General features: G+C 53.9%; 26 protein-coding genes and 2 pseudogenes. 7 read left to right on the forward strand and 21 right to left on the reverse strand.

Translation table 11 applies throughout. The annotated features are described in order from the left end of the window. The first annotated feature begins 250 nt into the window (after positions 1-250). Positions 251-1210 carry an AraC family transcriptional regulator gene (locus HP566_RS14420; protein ID WP_249977974.1) on the forward strand — a complete coding sequence of 320 codons (960 nt, stop codon included), beginning with the start codon at positions 251-253 and terminating at the stop codon, positions 1208-1210. 123 nt (positions 1211-1333) lie between these two features. Here the strand turns inward: HP566_RS14420 and HP566_RS14425 are convergent, their stop codons facing one another. Next, on the reverse strand, positions 1334-2182 hold the full coding sequence (locus HP566_RS14425) for a LysR family transcriptional regulator (RefSeq protein ID WP_249977975.1): 849 nt from the start codon (positions 2180-2182) through the stop codon (positions 1334-1336). Between the two features lie 142 nt (positions 2183-2324). On the opposite strand from HP566_RS14425, the gene HP566_RS14430 reads away from it, so the two are divergent. After that, entirely contained in the window at positions 2325-2993 is a 669-nt protein-coding gene (locus HP566_RS14430) for an FMN-dependent NADH-azoreductase (RefSeq protein WP_249977976.1), read from the forward strand. A 78-nt stretch (positions 2994-3071) separates the two neighbouring features. Here the strand turns inward: HP566_RS14430 and HP566_RS14435 are convergent, their stop codons facing one another. Then, a complete protein-coding gene (locus HP566_RS14435; protein ID WP_249977977.1) occupies positions 3072-4640 on the reverse strand; it encodes an MFS transporter in 1569 nt (522 codons plus the stop codon). Between the two features lie 93 nt (positions 4641-4733). Between HP566_RS14435 and HP566_RS14440 the strand changes: the two genes are divergently transcribed. Next, positions 4734-5537 carry a helix-turn-helix transcriptional regulator gene (locus HP566_RS14440; protein WP_249977978.1) on the forward strand — a complete coding sequence of 268 codons (804 nt, stop codon included), beginning with the start codon at positions 4734-4736 and terminating at the stop codon, positions 5535-5537. A 206-nt stretch (positions 5538-5743) separates the two neighbouring features. On the opposite strand, the gene HP566_RS14445 is transcribed toward HP566_RS14440, so the two are convergent. Together HP566_RS14445 and HP566_RS14450 are read right to left on the reverse strand one after the other, a co-directional pair. Further along, positions 5744-6295 (reverse strand): GNAT family N-acetyltransferase, encoded by a 552-nt coding sequence (locus tag HP566_RS14445; protein WP_249977979.1) that lies wholly within the window; start codon positions 6293-6295, stop codon positions 5744-5746. A 26-nt stretch (positions 6296-6321) separates the two neighbouring features. Then, the gene (locus tag HP566_RS14450) at positions 6322-6693 is read right to left on the reverse strand and encodes a MerR family transcriptional regulator (RefSeq protein WP_284041488.1); all 372 of its coding nucleotides are present in this window, start codon (positions 6691-6693) and stop codon (positions 6322-6324) included. Between the two features lie 81 nt (positions 6694-6774). Here HP566_RS14450 and HP566_RS14455 point away from each other — a divergent pair, with 81 nt between their 5' ends. The 3 genes from HP566_RS14455 to HP566_RS14465 all read left to right on the forward strand — a co-directional run bounded on the left by HP566_RS14455 (position 6775) and on the right by HP566_RS14465 (position 8895). After that, positions 6775-7602 carry an aminotransferase class IV family protein gene (locus HP566_RS14455; RefSeq protein WP_249977981.1) on the forward strand — a complete coding sequence of 276 codons (828 nt, stop codon included), beginning with the start codon at positions 6775-6777 and terminating at the stop codon, positions 7600-7602. A gap of 26 nt (positions 7603-7628) precedes the next feature. Next, positions 7629-8099, forward strand: a complete 471-nt coding sequence (locus HP566_RS14460) for a hypothetical protein (RefSeq protein ID WP_249977982.1) — start codon at positions 7629-7631, stop codon at positions 8097-8099. A 163-nt stretch (positions 8100-8262) separates the two neighbouring features. Beyond that, a complete protein-coding gene (locus tag HP566_RS14465; protein ID WP_249977983.1) occupies positions 8263-8895 on the forward strand; it encodes an MBL fold metallo-hydrolase in 633 nt (210 codons plus the stop codon). Positions 8896-9083: 188 nt separating this feature from the next. Here the strand turns inward: HP566_RS14465 and HP566_RS14470 are convergent, their stop codons facing one another. The 13 genes and pseudogenes from HP566_RS14470 to HP566_RS14530 form a co-directional block, all read right to left on the reverse strand. Continuing rightward, a complete protein-coding gene (locus HP566_RS14470; RefSeq protein ID WP_249977984.1) occupies positions 9084-9356 on the reverse strand; it encodes a hypothetical protein in 273 nt (90 codons plus the stop codon). Between the two features lie 239 nt (positions 9357-9595). Then, entirely contained in the window at positions 9596-9799 is a 204-nt protein-coding gene (locus tag HP566_RS14475) for a hypothetical protein (protein ID WP_249977985.1), read from the reverse strand. A 374-nt stretch (positions 9800-10173) separates the two neighbouring features. Beyond that, complete coding sequence (locus HP566_RS14480; RefSeq protein ID WP_249977986.1) at positions 10174-10851, reverse strand: energy-coupling factor ABC transporter permease; 678 nt, start codon at positions 10849-10851, stop codon at positions 10174-10176. 55 nt (positions 10852-10906) lie between these two features. Then, entirely contained in the window at positions 10907-11350 is a 444-nt protein-coding gene (locus tag HP566_RS14485) for a nitrile hydratase accessory protein (RefSeq protein ID WP_249977987.1), read from the reverse strand. Further along, complete coding sequence (nthB, locus tag HP566_RS14490; RefSeq protein WP_249977988.1) at positions 11347-12000, reverse strand: nitrile hydratase subunit beta; 654 nt, start codon at positions 11998-12000, stop codon at positions 11347-11349. Before nthB ends, HP566_RS14485 begins: the two co-directional genes overlap by 4 nt. 19 nt (positions 12001-12019) lie before the next feature. Further along, positions 12020-12652 carry a nitrile hydratase subunit alpha gene (gene nthA, locus HP566_RS14495; RefSeq protein ID WP_249977989.1) on the reverse strand — a complete coding sequence of 211 codons (633 nt, stop codon included), beginning with the start codon at positions 12650-12652 and terminating at the stop codon, positions 12020-12022. 61 nt (positions 12653-12713) lie between these two features. Further along, positions 12714-14228, reverse strand: coding sequence for an amidase (locus HP566_RS14500; RefSeq protein WP_249977990.1), 1515 nt, complete (start codon positions 14226-14228; stop codon positions 12714-12716). Between the two features lie 184 nt (positions 14229-14412). Then, entirely contained in the window at positions 14413-15279 is an 867-nt protein-coding gene (locus HP566_RS14505; protein WP_249977991.1) for a transporter, read from the reverse strand. Between the two features lie 83 nt (positions 15280-15362). After that, on the reverse strand, positions 15363-16418 hold the full coding sequence (locus tag HP566_RS14510; RefSeq protein ID WP_249977992.1) for a phenylacetaldoxime dehydratase family protein: 1056 nt from the start codon (positions 16416-16418) through the stop codon (positions 15363-15365). Positions 16419-16949: 531 nt separating this feature from the next. Then, entirely contained in the window at positions 16950-17915 is a 966-nt protein-coding gene (locus HP566_RS14515; protein ID WP_249977993.1) for a helix-turn-helix domain-containing protein, read from the reverse strand. 310 nt (positions 17916-18225) lie between these two features. Continuing rightward, positions 18226-18459, reverse strand: a pseudogene (locus tag HP566_RS14520) (transposase); the annotation flags it as partial. 40 nt (positions 18460-18499) lie between these two features. Beyond that, the gene (locus tag HP566_RS14525) at positions 18500-18781 is read right to left on the reverse strand and encodes a type II toxin-antitoxin system RelE/ParE family toxin (RefSeq protein WP_249977995.1); all 282 of its coding nucleotides are present in this window, start codon (positions 18779-18781) and stop codon (positions 18500-18502) included. Continuing rightward, positions 18778-19050, reverse strand: a complete 273-nt coding sequence (locus HP566_RS14530) for a CopG family ribbon-helix-helix protein (RefSeq protein WP_249977996.1) — start codon at positions 19048-19050, stop codon at positions 18778-18780. The genes HP566_RS14525 and HP566_RS14530 overlap by 4 nt, the downstream gene beginning before the upstream one ends. 355 nt (positions 19051-19405) lie before the next feature. Here HP566_RS14530 and HP566_RS14535 point away from each other — a divergent pair. After that, positions 19406-20453, forward strand: a pseudogene (locus HP566_RS14535) (IS110 family transposase). 517 nt (positions 20454-20970) lie between these two features. On the opposite strand, the gene HP566_RS14540 reads toward HP566_RS14535, so the two are convergent. The 4 genes from HP566_RS14540 to HP566_RS14555 form a co-directional block, all read right to left on the reverse strand. Beyond that, positions 20971-21378 carry a DUF4177 domain-containing protein gene (locus HP566_RS14540; protein ID WP_249977997.1) on the reverse strand — a complete coding sequence of 136 codons (408 nt, stop codon included), beginning with the start codon at positions 21376-21378 and terminating at the stop codon, positions 20971-20973. Positions 21379-21556: 178 nt separating this feature from the next. After that, the gene (locus HP566_RS14545; RefSeq protein ID WP_249977998.1) at positions 21557-22057 is read right to left on the reverse strand and encodes a GNAT family N-acetyltransferase; all 501 of its coding nucleotides are present in this window, start codon (positions 22055-22057) and stop codon (positions 21557-21559) included. 29 nt (positions 22058-22086) lie between these two features. Continuing rightward, entirely contained in the window at positions 22087-22521 is a 435-nt protein-coding gene (locus HP566_RS14550) for a GFA family protein (RefSeq protein WP_249977999.1), read from the reverse strand. A 103-nt stretch (positions 22522-22624) separates the two neighbouring features. Next, on the reverse strand, positions 22625-23470 hold the full coding sequence (locus HP566_RS14555; RefSeq protein ID WP_249978000.1) for a restriction endonuclease: 846 nt from the start codon (positions 23468-23470) through the stop codon (positions 22625-22627). Between the last annotated feature and the right edge of the window lie 242 nt (positions 23471-23712).

Genomic DNA, 23712 nt, shown 5'->3' on the forward strand with positions numbered 1-23712 from the left:
GGGAACAATGAGGTATCGGGTTCCTACAACAAGATTGCCTAATCCTGTCGAGGTTAACGAAAGGCCAAAAACGGTACTGGCTGAACGATCATCCTGTTTCAGTGACCACGAATGGTAGCGAAGAGGTGTCACACGGCATGAGTTGCTGGTTTCTGCAAGGTGATTGCCTAATTCTGCAGAGCTAACCGAAAAAGCATATGCTCCGCTGAGCGAAAGCATATACTGCGGCCAGTGAGAGGGAGGAGAGCCGTTGATCAATACTGTGCCTGGGCAGGTCGCCCATTTCAGCAATAACCTACCACTGCAATTAAGCGACGTAGTACGCCGCTGGACACCGCAGGAAGCGCTTCAGGGCACAGCCATTCCCTGGTTGCAACTGGCTCGCGTCGATACCGCTACTGGCTTTTGTTCTGCCGTATATGAGCCAAGCCTATGCTTCGTTATCCAGGGCAGTAAAACCGTACAGTTGGGTGACCGTGAGATCGACTACCAGGCCCCCAGCTATATGGCCAACTCAGTCCACTTGCCAGTGCTGGGCAGGGTGGACTATGCCACTCCCGAACAGCCCTACCTGGCGGTAAAGGTCATTATCGACCCCCAGGAAGTAGCCGAGTTAATTATAGAACTGGGCGATAAAGCGCCACCGGCGGGCACTGACTATATCTGTTCCGAGATGGATTGCGGGCTATGCTCTGCCTCCATGGACGTGCACATGCAAGGCTCGCTCTACCGGCTGTTAAGCCTGCTCGACTCACCGGAAGACATACAGATACTCGCGCCTTTAGCCCGCCGGGAGCTTATCTATCGGGCGATAATGGGAGAACTGGGCCCACGGATGCGCCGGTTTGTCGCTGCGGATACCCAGGCCAACCGGATTTCGCGAGTAATAGATACCCTCAAAGAGCGTTACGCACAGCCACTACGGATACGCGACCTAGCGGTAGCGGCCAATATGAGTGAGTCGACGCTGTACCATAGCTTCCGACAAGTCACCCGTATGTCACCTTTACAGTATCAAAAGAAGTTACGCCTTCATGAGGCGAGGCGGCTGATGTTGACGGAAGGATTGGAAGCAGCCACGGCCAGCTATCGAGTGGGATATGAAAGCCCTTCCCACTTCAGTCGCGAATACAGCCGCATGTTCGGCGCGCCACCACGTGCTGATGTTACTCAGCTACGGGGTGCCAGCACAGCAACACTGCCCGCCTAGGTGCAACGGCTACCCTTTTACTTGTGGTGACTACCCGTTTTATCGGCCACTGAACGGAGTTTCTCGGTTAAACCGCACTGATCGGGATTGGTTTAGCAGTCCTGGTGGAATATGCCTCTTTCTTTAGTTAATTTTGGTTTTAAGCCAATCGACGAATGTCTGCATTTTAATACTGTGTTGCCAGCTTTGGGTCGGAATATAGTAACAAAGCCCTGACTCAACACCGCGTTGCGCTATCGGCTGCAATGTTTTAGCTTTTACGAACTCAGAAACCAGAGTTTCGGAGCTAAACACCAATCCCCTCCCTGCAATCGCCTCATATACGCCATAAAGCTCTTGATCAAAATATTTTATCTCTAAATTTGGGACATGGTTTTCATTAACTGTTACCCAATCAGCCCATGGAGAGTCAGGTAATTTTTTATTCTTCCACCGGGTTAGATAAACAATTGCTGGCTCATCAGAACCTATCGAACGGATAAAATCAGGCGCTCCATATAAGTTAAAACGTTCTTTTTTTAACAAGTTCGATTTATCAATCAAACTTACATCACCCAAGCGGATAGAGAGGGCATTGAGTTTAGCTGTTACCGCTTCACCCGTTGATATATCAACGTCAATATCTCGATAGGTTTGATTGAAGTCATATAGCCATGGAATTAACACCAAAGCAGCAAAGGATGACGTGGTATCCACATTAATCCGAGATGCATCCAGTTTTATATCATCCAGCGCAGCCTGGATTTTCTGAAGGCCGGAGGTTGTTGCTTCAGAGAGCAGCTTCCCTTCGGCAGTTAAGATAACTTTTCGGTTCGCCCGGGCAAATAGCGGTACCCCCACCCTCTGCTCAAGGTTGCTGATGTGATGCGACACGCCTGCTGGCGTTATCGCCATTTCCTCAGCGGCCTCCTTAAAGCTACCCAGTCGAGCAGCAGCTTCAAATGCCTTGATTGCCTGTAATGAAGCATTCACTATCAGTACTCCTCGGTTTTGGCGTCAAACCTACACCTTAATAGATAAATTTTACTCATCTATTAGTCCAGTTTATTCATTTGTTGTCGTGCTCGCCAAGCGGCAGCATAGCCCTTCTAAATCACGACCAGAAGAGGCAACCATGCACACAATACTTCATATAGACGCCAGTGTTCGTAGGGTGTCCAATCCCAATCCTGACCACAACTCAATATCCAAACGCATTGCCAGAAAATTTGTCGATAAATGGCAGTCACATAGAAGCACAGATGAGTATATTTATCGTGATGTAGGCTTAAACCCACCCGACTTTATTGACCAGGACTGGATAGGCGCTGTTTTTACCCCAGAGGAGCGAAAAAGCCCTGAGCAGCACAGAAAACTGGCGTTATCGGATCAGCTATTTGGTGAACTGACTCAGGCGAATATCATCCTGATCTCTTCACCCATGTACAACTACGGGATGCCCGCTCCCCTTAAAGCGTGGTTCGATCAAGTGATGCGTATCAACAAAACATTTAGCTTTGACTTAGCCCGTGGAGATTATCCAATAGAGCCGCTTTTATCAGGTAAAACCCTGGTCTTGGTGACCTCATGCGGAGAGTTTGGCTTTGGGGCGGGGGGAGAGCGTGAGCATATGAACCATCTTGGGCCACATATTAAGACCTTGAGCAAGTACCTGGGTGTCGAATCATGCTATGAAATCATGTCAGAGTATCAGGAGTTCGGAGACGAACGATACCAAACATCCGTTGCTGATGCGCTTGAACATGCTGATTTGCTAGCGACCAAGCTGGCAGGACAAGATTAAATCGATTACGCCGTAACTGGGCAGTTCACACGGACTGCCCCAGTCTGATTTAATGGATTTACGGTCACATCTCCCTTCTCACCCCCCATCTGCTCCGATTGATTTCACATGACGAAGCGCAACGACTGAGGTCACTGCAAGTGCCAAAATGACGACACCACTTACGGTGGCCGCCATATTCATTCCTTGAGTAAACGCAGACTGAGCCTGTTCAAGTAACCCGGGAGGGATTCGTTCAGCGATGACCATGGTTGCCCATAAACTTTCCCCGAGGGCACTAGAGATCTCTAGTGATACTCCATCAGGAACCACATTGGCAATCTGAACGCGGTACAGCAGTGTCGCCAGGCTGCCCAGAAGAGCCACTCCAAGCGCCACCCCCAACTCCTGAACCATCTCCGACATCGCTGATGCAGAACCTGCTTTTTCCCGTGGCGCAGCCCCTACCACCAAGTCCGTACCCAGTGCAGCAATGGTACCCAAGCCGAGGTAAACCAACGAAAATCCCACAACAACCTGAGCTACCTGGACAGCTTGCGTATGGGTTTGCGCCAGTAAACCGCAGCCGATGCTTGACAGCACAAGGGCAATAGCAATAACAAATGCTGGTCGAATACGCCGCGCTAACAGAGGAGCCAGTATACCGGCAAGTACCATCATCAGCGCTGGAGGTCCCATCCATAGTCCAGCCACCAGCGGTGAGTAGCCCGCCACCAATTGCAGGTACTGGGTAACCAGCAGCATCATTCCCGCCACACCAATCAGCCCTACCAGAAGGATGATAAGCGCAGCCGTGAACGTCTTGCTGGCAAATAATTTGAGATCAAGCAGAGGGTCGTGAAGCTGCTGTTGCCGATGTACAAAGAGGAATGTTCCCACTATTCCAGCTGCAAGCGCGACCAGAACCAGCGACGACACACCAGATTTAGAGAACTCCTTTATGCCATAGATGCTTGGCAAAATAGCCACCAGCAACAACAGAACACTTAAAAGGTCCAGGCGGCCAGCATGTAGGTTACGGTACTCTGGCAGCAGTAGTGGGGCAGCCAACAGTAATATTATGACAATGGGCACGGCAATCAGAAAAGCGGCCCCCCACCAAAATGGTTCCAACAACAGCCCGCCGACCACTGGCCCCAGGGCCATCCCCAGAGCAAACATTGTCGCCCAGATACCAATCGCAAGCGCGCGCTGGCGCAGATTTAAAAACATATTGCTTATCAGAGCCAGCGTAGAAGGCATCAGGGTTGCACCAGCAATACCCAGCGCTGCCCGAGCCACTATTAACAATTCGGCGTTCGGTGCATAGGCCGCAAACACCGATGCGACTGCGAACGCAAAGGCCCCTATCATCAATAACCGACGCCGGCCAATCCGGTCGCCCAGTGTCCCCATAGTGATTAGAAAGCCTGCGATCATGAAACCGTAAGCGTCCATAATCCACAGAGCCTGGGTACTGCTCGGCTGTAGCTCTACCGCTAAGGCTGGAAGTGCCAGGTAGAGAATAGTAACGTCGAGCCCTAGCAGCATGGTGGGCAGTGCCAATACAGCGAGCCCCGCCCACTCCTTGATACCAGCTTTGTTATACGGCCTTTCAGAGCCAGTATCAGTACTCAAAAGGGTGTGTACATCACATTGGTATGACATATCGCCTCCAACTCCATAGTGGAAGTTGGCATTCTCAGACACACCTTATAGGGTTACAATATAGCTAATTATCCTATTACTAAAGGTAATGGCATGGCGCAACATCGGCTTGAACGAACACAGAGTGATCTCACTGAGTTCATGCTTCGGCATCGTCGAAAATTGACACCAGCTGACGTTGGTCTTCCAACCAGCGGGCGTCGGCGTACGCCAGGACTCAGGCGAGAAGAAGTGGCGGCACTTGCCGGGGTGGGGCTGACTTGGTACACATGGTTCGAGCAGGGTCGCGACATCAAGGTCTCCGAACGCTTCCTACTTAATGTCGCCCGTGCCCTCAAGTTGGATGATGCCGAGTGCTGCCACTTATTTCTGTTGGCACATCGACGGGCACCACCAGTAGAAGCGTATCAAGAGCAGATCCTTTCTCCTCGCATCCAGTCTCTGATGGATGATCTTTCTCGCCCTAGCTACGTTATGAACCTGCGCGGGGATGTGATTGGTTGGAATACCCAGGCCGATGAGCTACTCCAGTTCAGCACCCGTGAAGCATCTGAACGTAATCTGTTAAGGATGGTGTTTACCGCTCCTGACCTGCGCCAGCGCCTCCCCGATTGGCAACAGGATGCCTCTCGTATGCTGGCCCAATTTCGTTGTGATTTAGCTGTCGCCCCTGACGATCCCGTCATGCAAGCATTGATTGAGGAGCTTGGCCAGTTATCACCAGACTTTAGGCGCTGGTGGGAAGCCTCAAATATGGACGGGTACAATCAAGGAATAACCAGCCTCCTCGATATAGCAGGCGTGCATCATACGTATACCCACGAAGTGTTGATCGTTGATGAGTATCGTCATCTAAGGATGGTTGTCTATTTCAACGCCAGAGAACAAGAGCGATGAGAAACCGTTCATAGGCCATGATGATGGATGTTTGCAAGGCCTTCTCTTAAAGGTAAACGAGCCCCTGAACATACTGCTTTTTTGCCGCAGCGTCACCTTGGTCATGGACATTTTGCCTGACTCTTCTCTCATAACTCCGTATGTCCACGAAAACTTCTACCACCTGAGGGAAAAAGGTCAGTGACGCATTGGCTTAGGAGAATTTTTTACGCCAAGTGATCACCTGCCAGGAGACCATAGAGTGCTGAATCAGAAACTACACCATTGATTTCCCAGCGCTGTCTCAGCAGGCCCTCTTTAATAAAACCGAGTCTTTCTAAAGCCCTGCCAGATGAAATATTTTCAGGATCAATCTCTGCCTCAATTCGGCGAAGCCCCAATGACTCAAAGCCGTATTTTATAAGCGCTTCCCCCGCCTCAGAAACAAAGCCATAACCCCAATATTGCTTGCCGATACCAAAACCAATCTCAGCACGCTTTGACTCCGATTCATAGCTGAAAAGCATGCACTTCCCAATCAGCTCACTGGTAGCTTCAAGCATAATGCCAAGGGTAATCGACTCTTGTCGATCCATTGCGGCAGTGCTTTCCTTAATGAAGCTCATGGCATCCTCAAGAGAGTTCCACGGAGCAGTGTTCCAGTACTTCATGACATCTGGATCTGAGAAAATCGTCAGCAATGCTTCAGCGTCCGTGAGTTTGAGTGGACGAAGTACCAATCGCCCGGTTTTGATAGTTGGCATAAATTTTTGTGTCATCAATTCTTACCTGTTGCGAGTACATGTCACTTGCCTGTGAGCGGGCTTTCTTGCTCAATTTCATACAGGAAGCGCTCTAGAATATCGCGGCTTTTAGCCAGCTTCAGCGCTTTCAGTTCAGCCAGGCGGATTTGCTCATGTAGAACATTGCGCAACTCATCACAGGGCTCAAGCACCGGAGTCTCCCCTCTCACACAGGGTAAAAATTGCTGGATTGTCGCTAAGGTCATACCTGTCGACCCTAGCAGTTTGATCCGTTCAACTGTCTGCACCTCATCCTGCGCGTAATCACGATACCCGCTACGGGTGCGCTTCGGCTTCAGCAGCCCCTGAGTTTCATAGTAACGCAGCATTCGAATGCTCACGCCCGTACGTTTTGAAAGCTCTCCTATCCTCATCTCGCCCTCCTCTTGACTCTTACAGTGCTGTCGGGGTTTAGAGTAGCTACTCCATGCGGTGAATTCAATCAGGAGCGTACCATGCCGACCCAACCCAGTACTTATCAGGCCCATATTAATGGGCACCCGGCCACCCTTTCCGAACTGAGCCCCCTGGCGTTTGCCGGGTTTGCACACTTCACTGCCATGCAGGTGCGCAACAGAAAAATCAAAGGGCTTGACCTTCATATAGAGCGCCTACGAGCAGCCTCGCTAGCATTTTTTGGCAACGCGCTTTCCGATGAACAGTTGCAGTCACATATCAAAATAGCTGTTGATGAAGGGGAAAAAGATCAGTCATTGACCGTTACCATTTTCTCACACCGTGGAGAGTTCACTGCCAATAGCATGAATGTGGAACCTTCTATACTTGTCCGGACAGGAGCACCATCTGATGGACCCAAAGGCCCTCTACGACTGAGCGCTGTAGCACACGAGCGGCCTCTGGCTACCATTAAGCATGTGGGTGAAGCTGGCAAAACCTATTACCTGCATCAAGCCATACGCCAGGGCTTCGATGATGCGGCCTTCGTGGACAACCGTGGATACCTAAGCGAGGCAACGATATGGAATCTTGTCTTCTGGGATGGAGAAGCGGTGATCTGGCCCAAGGCTGACATGTTGAAAGGCACCATGATGGGCATCATTCAACGCCAGCTTGAACGTCTGGATATTCCGCAACGCCACGAAGCCATCACCTTAAAACGCCTCGGATCGCTGTCTGGCGCTGCGGTGATGAACTCATGGACGCCAGGTATTCCAGTCACTGCCATTGCTTCCACTGTTATCGAGGAAGCAAGTCCGTTCATTAACCTGCTCCATAAAGCCTACGAGGCTGAGCCTGCAAACTCCCCGGTATTGGTGATCTGAGATTTACGGGTCGCCTGCAGCACATCATGGTAATCCCCAGAGGCGAACCATCACTCCGGGCTCTACTTAATAATCACGGCCATTCCTATGGTAAACCTGTTTATGTGGGTGCGGACCCGGCAATGGCCCAGTTGTTTGACCTGGCCATGCTAAGCGCCATATTCGGTATGTTTGGCGGCTACCTGCATGGCGCTGCATTACTGGACAGTGAGAATGTTCCCGCCGGGGAAGTAACTCCAATGATCATGGCCTTATTACACGCTATGGTAGCCCTGCTGCCCCATATTGCTGAAGAAATAGATACCGAACCCAATCTTCAGCCGAATTCAAACAACGCCATGATGGCAATAGTACTGCAAAATGTAGTCGATGGCAGCATCGAACAAGGTATTGACCCGAGCCTGCTTGAACCCGCCAGAGCACTGTTCAAAAAAGGTGTATCTGCCGGGTTGGGAGCAAGAGATATTGCGGCGTTGGTGCCCTTATTGAGATCATAAGCTGCGTAGATCAAACCGTTCAATTCAGGGACATATTTATCGAACCTTTCGCTGTTTTCAACGAGGCTTCTCTCCGGGACTTGACCTCAAGCTAACTTAAGGTTTTACGCTAAACCATCACCGTTAACAAAACCGCCAACTCATTCAAGCAGGAGAAAACCTTATGCAGCAAATACTACCGGACTTATGGGAAACAGACGTTGAAAACCCCGCCCCGGGGCTGACCACACACGCTTATCTGTTTACTCGCCCTCAGGGCAATATCATGTTTTACAACACCAGCCAGAGCAGTAGCTGGCCGGTGATTCAGAAACTGGGTGGCATCAACAGGCAACTGTTGAGCCATCAGGACGAAGTGGGCCAATCACTACAAACCATCCGAGAGCGTTTCAAGGCACAATTAGGCATCCATGAACTGGAGCGGAATGACGCCGCGAAATTCTGCGAACCGGATCTGTTGTTCCGTGACTCCGGCCAGTCTCTTGATGGCGTAAACATCATTCACACCCCCGGTCACACGCCGGGCAGCACCTGTTTTCAGGTTACAGGCCAGGGGGGTCTCAGCTACCTGTTTACCGGAGACACTCTATACCGGGGTAAAGGTGGCATCTGGCGAGCAGGCATGATTGATGGCTACAGTAATCGACCCCAGTTACACAATAGCCTGCAAATACTGAAAACACTGTCTCCCGATGTGGTCATTTCAAGCGCTTTTACTGGCGATAGTGGCTACCAGCGGGTGACGCATAACCAGTGGCAGCAACTGCTGGATAACGCCCTGAATGAACTTGGGTAAAGGCCAGCCTGCAAGGAGCAACCCGGTCTGAGCGTGGTGAATCACCACGCTCAGAGGGCATCAATAGGTGTTTGCTGTAAGCCAACGATGACAGATGAAGTAGGATTACTGGCTCCAGGGGCTTGATGTTGGCCGCTGACGCGGCCAATAAAAAACTAATGCCTATACAGAGTGAAGGCTCATAGGTGTTAGCCGATTTTTAGATCCAGCTTGAAGTTACGAATAATTTTTTCGTCTAAACAGCTACGTAAAAATTTATTCATTGCTGTCATATCGTTGGATGAATAAAAATCTGACATAAGTGTATTGAACTCTTGTTGACGTTTGGCCTGGACATTAATGATGGGAAAGCCATTAGCCAATAAAATGCCATTCATCATAAAGCGACCTGTACGTTTATTCACATCCCAAAAAAATTGAGCCCGCGCCATTTGCAAAAATGGCAGTAATAGCCTGATCATAAATGTCATCCTCGCTATACACTTGCTGTTCAACTTCAAGCCATTTAGCATCTAATTCATCGGGAGCTAGCGGCTCATACTCGGAGCCTATTATTGAGACATAACCTGAGCGAAAATTGCCCCACTCTAACGCTTATTCTTTACCTGCAATATGATGGATTTTTAATGCCGTCTCTTTATCAAATTGAAACTCACCCTGATCGACTAAGCCAAATATAAACTCCCACGCTTTTGCCTGGTTAATTGCCATATTTTGATCGCTGATACGGATGGCCACCTACCGTAATACCATCCAGGATGGTCTGAACCTCAGGCAAAGTCATGGCAACACCTTCGAGGTTAACTGCATCATAAACCAAAGCAGGAACATCTCTTTTCGCAAGTTGTTTTGCCAGAGGTACATTCGGCTTCATATGCCATATATTATCTATGGATGCTGTCATAACGGGCTTCTTCAATATGGGTAAAACTGATACAAGCATACACTTACTGAAGGTTAAAGTGGTAGAAGTCGGTTAACAGCGATCATACGAAAGGCTGTATCACCTCAATAAACGTGAAAGCTCATTGATTGGGGCTATGCGACCACCAGACTTGACTCTACCCCATTGATTCCAATGGGAGAAAAGAAAAATTCGGCGGCACATTAAACGCATCAGCAGAAGCGCTGAATGCTAAGATTCGGACTCCTCGGGTGCGTGCCAAAGGCTACCGGAGCGAGCCGCGTTTCAGGACAGCCATTCCATTTCATTTCGGCGGGCTAGATATTTGAGATAGCGCCGGAGCCCTTAGCGATCCGGCGCTCGCATCTCTCCCGTCAGGCTGCCTGGTACAAACGGCGCTCAAACAACACGCTGTTACGCAGCCGACCGGCCGCCTTGGCCCCGGCCAGTATGGCCAGATCCACCAGCGGCTCGAGGATGACGACGACCATGTAGGCACTGCCGAAAGCCAGGATCGACAGCGCGTTCTGCGCCGTGAATCCCTCGCCGTAGAGTGCCCAGAAGGCGACCCAGGCAACGATGCCGGTCTGGTAGGTGGTGGATAGCGCCAGGGCCTGGCGATAGCTCAGGTCGACGTAGGGCGTGTCCGGCGCGACGATGCGCCGTGCCAGGGCGGCGACGGCGAACAGCGGCACCAGCAAGGTGGTGACGTTCATGCCGTACTGCGGCAGGTCGAAGGGCGCGAAGAACAGGCCCTGGATCAGCAGGCCCAGGGCCAGGCCAATGGCCGCCGGTGCGGCGCCGAACAGCAGGAACAGCGTCGAGCCGAGGATAAAGTGCACCTCGGAGACGCCGACCGGGTGGTTCGGGAACACTTCAAAGAAGCTCAAGACCAGAGCCGTCGTCGCCATACAGCGAGCCAGTAGAGAGAGCAGTCCGCGCTCGCGCAGTGCCTGGGCAACCAGCTTCAGGCCATAGGCACCGGCACCGCCGGCGGTGAGGTAGCTGAGAGCGATTTTTCCGGCTTCCACTAAACCAGGTTCGATATGCATAACATTCTCCTTGAGTGTCGCGTAGACGATCACATGTGCTGACAGTCAGTGGTGGCTAATTGGCGAGACGTGGGCTGACCGCGACCGGCTCATGTCGCGGCGGGTGCCCGTGGGCGTGGCATGGCGTCGGCGGCTGGCTCGCATGTTGCAGCCGCACCGGCTGGCCGTGGGGCGTGTTGAGGTAGGCCTGACGCCATTCGCCGGCACGCCGGGCGATGTCGTCCCCTGCGGTCAGGCCCAGCGTGGCCACTAGGCTTTCCAGAGCCGTGAGCCACTGGCGGTAGTAGGCGTCGTTGGCGCTTTCCCCTGGCTGCGCCGGCGCGGCCTTGATCGTTTCGCTGAATACCCGTACCCAGTCCTTCCAGGGGAACAGGCCGGCCTGGTGCAGGTGTACGATCAGCGAGAATGCCTGGGCCTGCCAGGGCTTCTCGAACACCGGGCCTTCGCCGTCCAGCGGCAGGCCGACGGCCTGGTAGTCGTTGTGGGTGGTCGTGTTCATGCCGCCTCCAGGTAGCTGTCCCACAGGTCGATGCAGACCGTGTCCGGGCCCGCCACGCCCCACAGTTCCTCGGCGCTGAAGCGCACGGCGTAGACCTGCTGCGGTTGTTCGCCCTGGCCGTGGGCCATGCTGTCGGGGAAGGCAAACGCACCGTGGACGATCTCGATGCTGCCGACCTTGTCGCGGGCGTAGCGCGGCAGGCGGATGTGGGTGGCCGGGTTGAGGTTCTTCGTCCGCACCCGGTCGCCCACCTTGAAGCGGCCGGGCACGTCTTCCGCGGCCCGCGCGGAGGCGCCGCCGAGCACCACGGCCTCGACCATGTCCGCGGTCAGCACGGTGGCGGGCTGCGCCGACGCAGTCGGCGTGGCCGTGCCCCGCAGTTCGGCGGCGCTGATCACGCCCTTTTCCAGCAGGATAGTCTCGAAGGCGTGCAGCCAGTGCTCGTAGTAGCTCGATTGCAGGTAGTGGGCCGGATCCATGCGTTCGATGGTGTGGCGGAATTCGTCGACGTTGAAGTAGCCGCCGACGTAGAGCGAGGCGAACAGGGGGAAGACCCGGCGCTCCCAATCGTGGTGGAAGACGGGTTCGTCGATTTCGGCGGCGATGGGGCCGTGGCCGTGGGCGCCGCCCAGATCATGTATGCCGTTCATGGTTTTCTCCTCCAGTGGGTCAGGCGGCGGCGCCCGGCGCCTTGGGCAGGCCGGTGCCGATCATCGAGTCGCGGGTGACCAGTTCGGCCAACTGCGCCTCGCTCCAGCCGTCGGTTCCCGCCGGCCGTTCGGGCAGCACCAGGTAGCGCAGTTCGGCGCTGCTGTCCCAGACGCGGACTTCCTTGTCCGCGGGGATCGTCAGGCCGAATTCGGCCAGCACGCCGCGCGGATCAATGACGATGCGCGAGCGGTAGGGGGCGGACTTGTACCAGGCCGGCGGCAGGCCCAGGGTCGGCCAGGGATAGCAGGAGCAGAGGGTGCATACCGTGACGTTGTGCACCTGCGCGCTGTTCTCCACCACCCGCATGTCCTCGCCCTGCACGCCGGAAAAACCCAGCTCGGCGATGGCCGCGGTGCCATCCTCCAGCAGCCGGCGCCTGTATTGCGGGTCGCTCCAGGCCCTGGCCACCACCTGGGCGCCGTTGCGCGGGCCGACCTTGTGCTCGTAGGTGTCGATCAGCGCCTCAAGCGCCGCGGGATCGACCAGGCCTTTCTCGAGCAGCAGCGATTCCAGCGCCTTAACCCGCAGTTCGATGTCTTCCGGCGGCTCGGTGTGATCGTGGGGGTGGTTATGATCGTGTATGTGGCTCATTGTCGATGTCTCGCTGGTTGTCGCGGGAGAAAGCGGCCCTGCCGTGCAGGGCCCGTTTTTTTCAGAAGTGCTGCCAGTCGCCCGCCGCCTCGAACGCGGCTGCGGCCTGGTAGATCGTGCTTTCGGCATGATGCCTGCCGACCAGCATCAGCCCTACCGGCAGGCCGTCCACCAGGCCGCAGGGGATGGACATGGCCGGATGCCCGGTGATGTCCAGCGGTGCGGTGTTGCCGATCATCTCGAAGGCGCGGGTGATGTATTCGCTCAACGAGGCGTCCGCCTGCGGCAGCGGCTGGGCGAGGATTGGCACGGTCGGCATCAGCAGCAGGTCGTAGCGGGCCAGGGCCTGGTCGTAGCCGGCGCGGGCACGCCGCGCGAGGTTCTGCGCCTTGGCGTAGTAGCGGCCGTTGTAGCGCTCCAGGCCGTACTGGCCGACGAACATGCACAGCTTGAGGGTGGCCGACAGGGCATCGGCGTCGTCGCGCCAGCCGGCGTGCCTGTCCAGCAGGGCCACGTCGTAGAGACCCTTCCAGTTCAGGCCCATGCCGTTGCCGTGCATCATCTGCGCGGTCAGGCCCTCGCAACCGATGGGCTGCCAGAGGGCGCCGGCCAGGTTGTGCTCCGCTACCGATACGTCACCGACCACGGCGCCCAGGCTTTCCAGGCGGGCGATGGCCTCGCGCACCTTGTCGTCCACCCGCGGATCCAGGTTGGCCAACTGGAAACCCTCGCTCAGGATGCCGATACGCAGGCCGTCCAGGCCGCGCCCCAGCGCCTCGCCGTAGGCTTCGACCGGCGGCGCGTACTGGCGCGGGTCGAGGCCGTCGGCGCCGGCGATGACTTCCAGCATCAAGGCGTTGTCACGAACGTTGGCGGTGATCGGCCCGGCGTGATCCACGGTGGCCTCGATGGGCATGATGCCGGTGTAGGGCACCAGGCCATGGGTCGGTTTCATGCCGTAGGTGCCGCAGAAGGCCGAGGGGATGCGGATCGAGCCGCCCTGGTCGCCGCCGATGGCCATGTCCACCTCGCCGGCGGCCACCAGCGCGGCGCTGCCGGAGGACGAGCCGCCAGCGATGTAGCCGTGCCGGCGCGGGTTGTGCACCGGCGCGGGGTCGGAGGTGTGGCTGCCGCCGGACAGGCAGAAATGCTCGCAGGTGGCCTTGCCGAGGATGGTGGCGCCGGCGTCCAGCAAGCGGCTGACCACGGTGGCGTCGTAGGAGGGGACGAAGCCTTCGAGGGTCGAGCTGCCGTTCATCATCGGCACGCCGGCCAGGGCCACGTTGTCCTTGAGGGCGACGGTGCGGCCAGCCAGTTTGCCCTCGGTGGCACCCTGCACCTCGCTGCGGTAGTACCAGGCGTTGAAGGAATTCTCGGCCCCTTCGGGGCGGTAGCCGGCCTGGCGCGGATAGCGTACCGGCGGGATTTCGTCGGGCAGGTCGTCGATCAGGTCGTAGGCGTCAAAGCTGGCCTGCATCAATTGCAGGTATTCGCTGGCCTGCTCGGGCGTCAGGCGCATATGCAAGCGGCTGGCGAGTTCCTGCAGTTGTTCGGCGGTGGGGCGGACGATGGCCATGTGGGTTTCCTCTGTTCTGGTTATCGCGCCGGCCTGGTTAGGCAGGCGTTTGGCAAAAAAATGAGTGAATTATGTAAATAGGAGGATGGCACTACCGTAAGAGAGACGGAGTGTGCCCCGCTTGGCTGAGAAGGACAGCCTGTTGGTTGAGCAAGACAGCCCGAGCGCTTGGGCTGTCAGCGCATCAGAAAATGTGTGCATAACGCAGATTTATGCGGAAATCCTCGCTGGTCCCCTGTTCAACCGAGAGGTCCCGACCCAATTGCACCTGGAGCTGGTCTTGGGCGGTGACGAAGGTTGTGGCCGTCAGCCGCATGTAGGAGGTGTCCATCTCATCGTCTTGCTGTACGCCGTTGATCCTGGTTTCTCCACCCCAGTTGTGACCGATACCGACGCCGAAGGAGGTGCTGGCAGTGGGCATGTAGCGGCCCATCAACTGAGCACCGAAAGAGAGATCCTGTTCGAGGTTCAGGGAGGATTCGCTGTAATCGTCGTTGTCTCCGTACCAGACGGCGTCGGCGACCATGTCGACTGCCCATTTTTCACCGAGGTGTTTGACGTAGGCGGTTTGCAGTTCGAATTTCCAGCGGTTTTCGCCGATGTTCAGCGGGTTATTGTTGTCGTAATCACCGGTGGGCACGTAGAGGTAAGGGGTGAGAGCAACGATATCGCGGGCATCGTTGAGACGGTACCTGAAGGCGCTGGCGAGGATGAGATCGCCGAGGCCGTTGGCGTCCCCTAGAGGGGATGCGTCGCCGCTGCTCGATATACGTCCGAAAGGCAGCAGGAACTGCGGGTCGACGGTGAGCCGGTCGCTCAACTCATAGACGTGCAGCAGGCGCAGGATGCCGATGTCGGAGGTCAGTCTAAAGTCGGAGCTGGCTTTACGCCCGTTGGTATACAGACTATCGGTGGTGGCGTGCTGGTAGTAGATCATCCCAAGGGTGGTACCAGCCGGGAGCTGTTCATAGTCTCCAGGCGCTACTTCGATTGCCTGGGCGGAAACGACGTGCATCAGGGGATAGAGGCACAGAATGCGCAGTAATTTCATGTCTGGGGTCCTTATTTTGGGCAAAAGGAGTCCGCAACCGCCACCCGGCGGAGCGCAGGCTAACAGCACAACGTGTTTTGTCTTCAGGTCGGCTTGGGCTGAGCGTCGCGCATCATCCCGGTGTTTGGGTGGCAGTTGATGTATTCAAATAGCTGACTACTGGCATCTGAAACCGATACTTCGTGGTAGAGCCGCAACTTTTCCAGGCCCGTGGCCACGCGAAAGAAGGTGGTGAAGATGCGCAGATGGGTGGGGTGAGATTCCGCCCAGCGCTCCAGTCGGTCGAGCGAGCGCCAATAGCCGATGTCGTAGGCGATGTCGAGCAGGTTGCCATCCAGGTCTATGTTGCGCACGAAGCGATTGCTGTAGCAGCCCAACGCCTGGCCCTGGTCGCGCAGGAAATCCATGCCGTCCTGCAGGGGTGGCAGCATCTCGTTGAAATACAAGGCGCGCTCTTCGTCGCCCGCTTCGACCCAGTCCTGCCCGGAGCGGATCAGGGCGATGTTGTCGTGCCCACGTACTACGACCCGGCCGCCCCTGGCAGGATCTCCGGCGACCACCTGAAGCTCGCCGCCCGCCTGCATCCAGTCGGTCTGGGAGATAGGGAAGCGGTCGCGTGCCGAGCCCCAGTAGCCATGCTCCTCTACCTCGCCACTGATACCGTCCATGAGGGCGCCCACGCCGGGCAGGTCTTCCTTGAAGGCGTACAGGGTCTCGAACTGCTCGGCGCGCGGCGCGACGATCTCGCGGAAGTAGCCGAGCCCCTCGTCCAGGCGTGCGTCTGACGACCACCAGCCGTCCACCTCCGGCGAACGCAGCCAGCGGCAGTAGGCGGCCGGGTCGCGCCAGTAGCCGACGACGATGAAGTTCCCGTAGCCCTGGTTGTCGACGTGGTAGGTCATGTCGTGGTTGCCCGGGCCATCGGCGCGGTCGAAGCTGGCGACGATGTGACGCATGGCCCGCAGGGCGGCGGCGCGCTGCTCTTCGCGAAATTGCACACCGAGGTAGGCCATCACCACCTGCCGCAGGCTTTCATCGGCGCGCCCGACCCACATGGGGAACGGCGGCTGGTAATCGTCGGCCACTCGGCGGGAGAGGGTTCGGGGGCACTTGAGGTGCTTGTCGATCGCGGATTCCATAGTTGGCTCCTGGTTGTCGTTTTTCGAGATCAGACGTTCGATTGACGGTGCTCTAATGAGGCCCGGCGTTCCTTGCGGCGAAGGAGCGCCAACCCATCCACCTCGACAGAAGGAGGCAAAATCTTTCGGTGCCAACTCGCGCAGTTGCAGCAGCCGGGAGCATTCGAGCATGGGGAGGTGATATTGTGCTCACATGCGTCTGCGCCTCTTTGTTCTCGATGGATGGGAACCTCAACGAGATCAACATTAGGGCTGCCGCGGCGGGTGTGCTTGCTTCAGATAGACAGTTGCTTGGTTGAAAAGGACAGCTGTTTGCCGCCGTATGTATTGCGGCAAAAAAGATCACCCGAGCTGTCCTGGCGAGAGCCCTACTCTGGTCAGCTATTCGAAACTAGGGAAGTCGGACAGGAATTGCCATACCGCTTTTTGTTAGAGCAATACGATTTGAAAGAATCACCAGCAACACTTTAAAAAACGCTGCTTTTCTTGACTGGGCTTATCGAAGAAGTGGGGATTAGGCAGGACTAGCGACTAGCGTTTATCTACTTTTCTCCCACGCAGTAGAGATTGTGGGGAGGTACCATATTCATTTCGGAATGCATGGCTGAAATGGGAAAAATCCGAGAACCCATAGTCCAGTGCAACCTGTGACACGCTCTTTACATGCCCTCGTTCAAGTGCATTTCTGCTGGCAGCAAGGCGTTCATGCCAAACGACCGACATTGGAGATTTCTGATGCCGGGCGAAGGCCCGGGTCACCGTGCGGGTTGAGACGTGGTGGGCCTCCGCAAGACTCTTGAGGCTCAGTTGATGATCGGCAAGGTTGCGGCGAATGAAATTCATAATTTTGGCGTATAGGTCACATTCAGCGTGCTTTGTGCCCAGATCCTGTATTTCAATACTCAGCGCCAGGAGATCGAGGATAGTTTGTGAACATCTACCAGAACGTTCATCATCTTGAAGGAATACAGAACTATGGACGACCTGACGCAGCATTTCGCGTAATGGAATGACCCCTGGCCGACTATCATTGAGCACAATAGCCGTACAATGCTCTACGCCTTCCACTCGGCTGTTCAACAGGTGACGGGGGATTCGAATCAAATGATTGGACTGGCCACCTATGCTAAATTTAAAGCTCTGCCCCGCGTCATAAAGAAACAAACTATTCGCTGATAAATTAGCGTTTCTGCCGCCCTGCTCCAACTGGCCAAAACCTCCCTGTAAAAAACCAAGCCAAAGGTCATCGTCCGGGCTGCTGCGCAAGTGCTTTGAGGTCCGGCTCCAAAAATGCTCTGACGACGACATGGTGCAAATATCCAGCAGCCCCATACTGCGCACGTCCAATTCCCCATGAAAGCTATTGGCTGTATTCGCCCTGCTATCCGCTGTGATGCAATGAGCTATTACCGCGTCATGCCAAAATTCAAAACGCTGGCAGGTATCAACACTCGTGGTTGAGTAATGAGCATCACTCAGCGCATGAATATTTCCCATTCCCACCACCTTCTCTTAGTTTTTATAACAGTAGTCAGCAGGCCCTGTTTCAGCAAAATAAAGGCCAACTCATATTTTATTTTTATCTTACAGTTAGATAGGTTTTAGAGATTGACCATACATTTATTCTTCCGCCCAATATTAGTGCATTGGCCGCCCCACTTTTAAGCTTTGAATCGACACCTGATCCCAGGTGGGAATTGCAATCTTTATAGACCGTATAATAAATGCGGCAGTACCCGCACCTGCCAGGAGCATACGGGAGTCACACTTATCAGAGCTGGAGCGTGCTGTTTCCTTCATGTTAAAAAACGAGAAGGTGTTTGATGAACAGCGCTTCAATCTCATCGGCATGACGACTGACGAAGCTTGCCAGTGTGGTGAAGTGGGGAACGGTATCGCAGCACCACTGCATCTCACGGCTGGAGGTGATGCCTTTGGAGTAAGCAAACAGGATGATCTTTAGCAAGATGGCCGAATCATAGGCCAGCCAACCGGTCGCATCGTTGCGGTACCTGGGATGGAAAACCGACACGTCCAGCTTGAACGAAAAAGCCGTTGCCGCGCTTGGCCTTGTTAAATTGCTATCGCTCGTTTTCAAGCCCATGCCATACCCGAAGAATAATAACTGTATTGGTATGGAGAGAATAACGAACGACGTATTTGCCAAAAACCATATCACGGATGACATCGGGTATAGGTGCCATCTGAGCTGGCGTGCCCATCCTTGGGAACTCTGGTAGCATCTCGATTTTTGCGATCAATTCTGCCGCTATTCTGCTAGCTGCGGTTGGATTATGAACTGCTAAAAACTCCCGCAAACGTTTTAAATCTTCGATTGCCTCATCGGTATAAACTAACTTCACTTACCAGACCTCGGCGCATCCTGCTCTGTTTTAGTACCCCAACTGCTTAACCAATCGTGTACTTCACTCGCATCAACCACTTTCCCTTGGGCAGCTGATTCCATCGCATCCAAGGTTTGTTTCCAGCGAAGCTCCTCTAATTGCTGCTTATCAATGTATTCCGACAAGGCTTGGTTGATCACCCATCCTTTGCTCCGATGAAGCCTGCTCGCAATGGCTTCCAACTGGTCCTCAACCTCAGCTTGTAAGCGAACTGTAGTAACACTCATGACGACCACCTCCCAAAAAAAACAATGTAATACATTGTAGTCACAAGTGACTCGCAAAGCAATTTAACGCATAGCACACGGGCGACAAGCCGTCATGCGGGTTGGCGTCCCAGCGACCAAGGGAGCGAGTGTTGCGCCTTGTTGAGGCTGTATAAAAACCCCTCTGACACCTAAGTTTTGGTAGGATCGAGGAAACAGATGAGGAGTGGTCAGCATGCCGCGCTCTGCGGCAAATTTGGAGCGCAGAGGAAAATTTGTCCGACAGCAGCGCTTTGATACTCATTGAGCCTTCTCCCCCAGCTCAGCCTGTTTGGCTAAGCTGAAAAGGCGACCAAACCTAACAGGAGAAGACTCAATGAATTTTTACAATAGCACTCATCGTCACTACTGTGGCATTGATCTGCATGCCCGTAGCCTGTTGTATGTCTGCATCCTGGTTCAGCAGGGCGAAACCCTTCTGCATAAAGAGATTCCAGCCAAACCAGAACCTCCGCTTCATCTGATCGAACCTTACCTGGACGATCTGGTCATCGGTGCCGAATGCATGCACTGCTGGTACTGGATCGCTGATTTCTGTGAAGACCAGGGCATTGCTTTCATTCTTGGTCATGCCCTTTATATGAAGGCCATTCATGGCGGTAAAACTAAGAATGATCGCGTGGATTCTTACAAAATTGCGGCGCTTATTCGAAGCGGTAATTTTCCCCTCGCTTATGCCTACCCACGCAGCATGCGAGCTACCCGTGACCTGCTTCGCCGCCGAACGGGGCTCGTTCGCCACGGCGCTGATCTCAAAGCTCATGTTGTCAACACAACGAGTCAGTACAACCTGCCACCCAACAAAGTCAATTTGAAAAATGTCAGTGCCAGAGAACAATTGGGCAGAACCTTTGATGACCCGCTCGTTCAGCGCAATATCGATCTTGAGATGGCCGTTTTAGAGTGCTACCACCGGGAACTAAGCCAGGTGGAATGGCTATTGGAAAAGCAGGCCAAAAAGCATCAGCCGACCTACTACCACTTACTTAACCACCATTCCCGGCGTTGGCCGTATTCTAGCCCTCACCATTCTGTATGAAGTGGGTGATATTCGACGTTTTGACTCTGTCCAGAAGTTTGCCTCCTATTCCCGACTGATCAAGTGCAAAGCCGAATCAGCCGGTAAGACCTATGGCACCCAGGGCAACAAGATTGGTAATGCCCATCTGAAGTGGGCTTTTTCTGAGGCTGCGGTGCTTTATCTGCGCGGCAATCCAGATGCACAAAAGCTGTTGCAACGCTTCCAGAAACGCATGGGTAAAGCCAAAGCTTTATCGGCTCTGGCCCACAAGCTGGGGCATGCGGTCTATTTCATGTTAAAGCACGAAAAGGTATTTGATGAACAACGCTTTTTAACGAGTTAGTCACGCAGCAGGATGATGATCGACGTCTAACTGGATCATCATGGAGTGTGCTGAAACTGGGTGTCTGCTGACTGGTTATTCAGACCTAACCCCGGCTTCTACACCCAACTCGAAGCCCGTCGCTTTGATTATCCATCCTGCTGGCGTGCACCAATACCCTGAGCGAGTGAGCTTACACCGGCGCTGAACCTGAAACTAACTGGGACTGTAAAGTAACCCGCTGTTTGAATAGGACAGATGCTGGTTAACCGATGAATGTCTCGGCTTTGGCGTCCTGCATCGCTCTACCGCCTACATCCATGTAGGCGTAGTGCCCCAGCCCCACCTGCAAGGAGCAACCCGGTTTGGCAGTGATTAACGGTCACACTAAGAGAGCCTCAATAGGTGTTTGCTGTAAGCCATTCACAGCCAACGATGACAGATGAAGTAGGATCACTGGCACAGGGACTTGGGATTGGCCGCTTACGCGGCCAATAAAAACACTGCGGCCTATTGACAGCCAGAAGGCTCATAGGTGTTAGAACTCCTCTATTTCTCTCTCAAAGATAACTACCATTTTATCCGTTTGCCCGAAATTCGACGACGCCGGGAGTACTACTTGATGCAGTCGCCAACCTTGAGCACCTTCAGCGTTGAGCAGATTCTCAACATCGGGCGTTTTTTGTTTGAAGATGCCAAATTTGAAAGGCATTTCAATGGTTTTGTACTCATATTTCTTCATTTTGGTAGATTCCTCGTAGTCGAGGTCACGGATATCAATTTCCAGCGCTGCAGCTATCGCCTTCTTGGATTGTAATGAAGCCATACCGTCTTTTTCGATGCGCTGTATAGTTCTAATACTCAAACCGGAAATAATCGAAAACTCGTCCTGTGATAAGGACCGCTTTAGCCTATGCTCCAGTACCAGTGCTGAATTGATCTTCATCGAATGTGACCTACATGATAATGCTCATAGAGCATCACTACGATGCAACAAATCACGCTGAATCCCAACGTCAAACCTCTGACGCTAATATGACAGTTCTACGACAGACGCACCGTGGCCTAAGTTCTAACGCTTGAGTTAAGCCGCGCCGCGAAGCGGCGTCGGCTTGAATGAATTGTTAGACCTTGGTTGCGAATGCGTCATGGTAGGAAACCGTGCCAGCGGGCAGTGAACCGTTGAAAGATATGGCTTGAAAGTACTCCGGCGGCACACCGGGCAGCACCAGTCTTGGTTCTGCGACGAAGCCGAAGCGGGAGTAGTAGCCGGGCTCTCCCAGCACAACACATCCGGAGGCGCCGCTTGAACGCAACTCATTGAGCGCAGCCTGCATGAGTTGCGTGCCAATGCCAGTACCTTGTCGTTCCGGCTCGACGGAGATTGGCCCGAGTCCATACCACCCGGCAGCGCCATTTGAGATGGTGACGGGAGATACAGCGACATGCCCAATGACTGAGCCACCGTCCTCCGCAACAAGGGACGCAGATAGCACACCAGCGTTGCGCAACTCTCGAACAATGAACTGTTCCGTATGGTCGGTGTGGGCAGCATTTTTGAAGGCCGCGACAGTGACAGCTTCAACGGCGACAGTATCTGAGGGCAGCTCGCTTCGGATTCTCATGATACTTGATCCAAGGTCTAACGCCGCATTCAGCGGCTTGTCCGCTGCAATGCTTGGTTAAGTGATTCTAAACTATCAGGACCAGCATCTAACCGAACACAGTTATCTAATTCTGACTCCCAAGAAGCCGATGAAGTCAGATGAAGATGAACAGATATTTGTGATGTAATCACACCATTAAGCAAACCCGCTGGGATCCATATAAAATCAGTATCTCTCAGTTTATTGGGTACCGGACTACCACAGACAGAACAAAAATCACTCCGATATCCGGTTGGCTTCTGAAAAGTGCTGATTTTAGGCTGGCCAGAAACCCAGTGGAAATTACCCTCTTTAACAAAGATAGCAGCATTCGCTGAAGATCCGGTGGATTTGCGACACATAGAGCAATGACATTGGTAGAGATTCGGCAGCTCCCCTTCGATTTCGAACTTCACCTCTCCACAGAGACACTCACCTTTCATCAATCACTCCTGGGACACTTAACGCCCGGCTTTAGGGCGGACTTGTAGCCGCGAAACGGCGGAAAGGCCGTCCCAGCCCCGAAGGGGCGATAACAGCCGCTTGTTAGATTTCATCAAACCACCCACGCCTGATCGTGACTTCTTCTCGAAGCTCGACTATTACACCTAGGCGTAGATCTTTCAGGTGTTCTGCAAACGCGTTGCCGTCAATGAGATCAATAGGCGGAGCACCATCTCGCTGCGCTTCCTGTCTCGCATCCCGAGTAAACGTTCCAGTTGTAATGAACAAGCCTTTATCGGCCCTACCAATCATCGCGCCGCGAAAGTCTCGGATGGCGCCTGATGAAACCGAGCCAGTGTAACGCTTGCATTGAAATACGACATGGAACGAAAGAACACCGCCGATTTTAATGACTCCAACACCATCGATGCCTCCGTCGCCAGACTTTCCGGTAACTTCGACGTTTATGAATCCAAGCTCTCGCAACAGCCTCTGGCTCAACCGTTCAAAGACATCTGGCTCGATGGATTTAAGAATCTCGATGAGTTCCTCTTCCCAGGATAATTCCTCAAGTTCCTCTGATTCTTCAACTATCTCTTTTGGAGATTCGCTGGGCTTCTTTACGCCGGATAGTTCCTTTACAACTTTCTTTGCCTCTTTCTGGTCAATCGAGGTCGTTTTTTGACCCTGAGCCGTCAAAGCCCAGATTGCCCGCCCCGAATTTTCGAGAAGCCCAAGGCGCTTTAGATAGTTGCGTGCCCAAGCAAGCCGATAGGCAAGCTTTGTCGTGTTGCCCCGATGGATATCTTCGACTTCAAGATCAGACAAATTGAGGATCAGGATTACCTGCTCTTCAATCTCACTGTTTGTTCCAGAACCACCTAGCTTATGCAACGCCTGAAGAACCGGGTTGAACAGGTCGTCGTATTTGTACTTAAATTGTTCCACCAAACTCCCCTTGTGAAATCTAACGGGGCTGTAGAAAAACCCGATTTCGAGCCGTTTCCACCGCCTGTTGTCCTTATTCATGTACCCAGCCGGTCATCTGGCTGAGTCATCTTAATATCGGCATTTAGCCACTTGGGCGTCCAGCTAAAGCTTGTTGAAGACGGCCTTTTGCTCTTAAAAAGCAACTTACCCCGCTCTAAGCCCCTTCATGACGCGGCCAAGTGGCCGTAATTCGCCAACTT

It is taken from the genome of Vreelandella olivaria (genome assembly GCF_023507745.1).
Taxonomy (GTDB): domain Bacteria; phylum Pseudomonadota; class Gammaproteobacteria; order Pseudomonadales; family Halomonadaceae; genus Vreelandella; species Vreelandella olivaria_A.

Coding starts and splice junctions, on each gene's coding strand:
- HP566_RS14430 (WP_249977976.1), top strand. CDS start 2,325: ATGCACACAATACTTCATATAGACGCCAGTGTTCGTAGGGTGTCCAAT.
- HP566_RS14435 (WP_249977977.1), bottom strand. CDS start 4,640: ATGTCATACCAATGTGATGTACACACCCTTTTGAGTACTGATACTGGC.
- HP566_RS14440 (WP_249977978.1), top strand. CDS start 4,734: ATGGCGCAACATCGGCTTGAACGAACACAGAGTGATCTCACTGAGTTC.
- HP566_RS14445 (WP_249977979.1), bottom strand. CDS start 6,295: ATGACACAAAAATTTATGCCAACTATCAAAACCGGGCGATTGGTACTT.
- HP566_RS14450 (WP_284041488.1), bottom strand. CDS start 6,693: ATGAGGATAGGAGAGCTTTCAAAACGTACGGGCGTGAGCATTCGAATG.
- HP566_RS14455 (WP_249977981.1), top strand. CDS start 6,775: ATGCCGACCCAACCCAGTACTTATCAGGCCCATATTAATGGGCACCCG.
- HP566_RS14460 (WP_249977982.1), top strand. CDS start 7,629: ATGGTAATCCCCAGAGGCGAACCATCACTCCGGGCTCTACTTAATAAT.
- HP566_RS14465 (WP_249977983.1), top strand. CDS start 8,263: ATGCAGCAAATACTACCGGACTTATGGGAAACAGACGTTGAAAACCCC.
- HP566_RS14470 (WP_249977984.1), bottom strand. CDS start 9,356: ATGATCAGGCTATTACTGCCATTTTTGCAAATGGCGCGGGCTCAATTT.
- HP566_RS14475 (WP_249977985.1), bottom strand. CDS start 9,799: ATGACAGCATCCATAGATAATATATGGCATATGAAGCCGAATGTACCT.
- HP566_RS14480 (WP_249977986.1), bottom strand. CDS start 10,851: ATGCATATCGAACCTGGTTTAGTGGAAGCCGGAAAAATCGCTCTCAGC.
- HP566_RS14485 (WP_249977987.1), bottom strand. CDS start 11,350: ATGAACACGACCACCCACAACGACTACCAGGCCGTCGGCCTGCCGCTG.
- nthB (WP_249977988.1), bottom strand. CDS start 12,000: ATGAACGGCATACATGATCTGGGCGGCGCCCACGGCCACGGCCCCATC.
- nthA (WP_249977989.1), bottom strand. CDS start 12,652: ATGAGCCACATACACGATCATAACCACCCCCACGATCACACCGAGCCG.
- HP566_RS14500 (WP_249977990.1), bottom strand. CDS start 14,228: ATGGCCATCGTCCGCCCCACCGCCGAACAACTGCAGGAACTCGCCAGC.
- HP566_RS14505 (WP_249977991.1), bottom strand. CDS start 15,279: ATGAAATTACTGCGCATTCTGTGCCTCTATCCCCTGATGCACGTCGTT.
- HP566_RS14510 (WP_249977992.1), bottom strand. CDS start 16,418: ATGGAATCCGCGATCGACAAGCACCTCAAGTGCCCCCGAACCCTCTCC.
- HP566_RS14515 (WP_249977993.1), bottom strand. CDS start 17,915: ATGGGAAATATTCATGCGCTGAGTGATGCTCATTACTCAACCACGAGT.
- HP566_RS14530 (WP_249977996.1), bottom strand. CDS start 19,050: ATGAGTGTTACTACAGTTCGCTTACAAGCTGAGGTTGAGGACCAGTTG.
- HP566_RS14540 (WP_249977997.1), bottom strand. CDS start 21,378: ATGAAGATCAATTCAGCACTGGTACTGGAGCATAGGCTAAAGCGGTCC.
- HP566_RS14545 (WP_249977998.1), bottom strand. CDS start 22,057: ATGAGAATCCGAAGCGAGCTGCCCTCAGATACTGTCGCCGTTGAAGCT.
- HP566_RS14550 (WP_249977999.1), bottom strand. CDS start 22,521: ATGAAAGGTGAGTGTCTCTGTGGAGAGGTGAAGTTCGAAATCGAAGGG.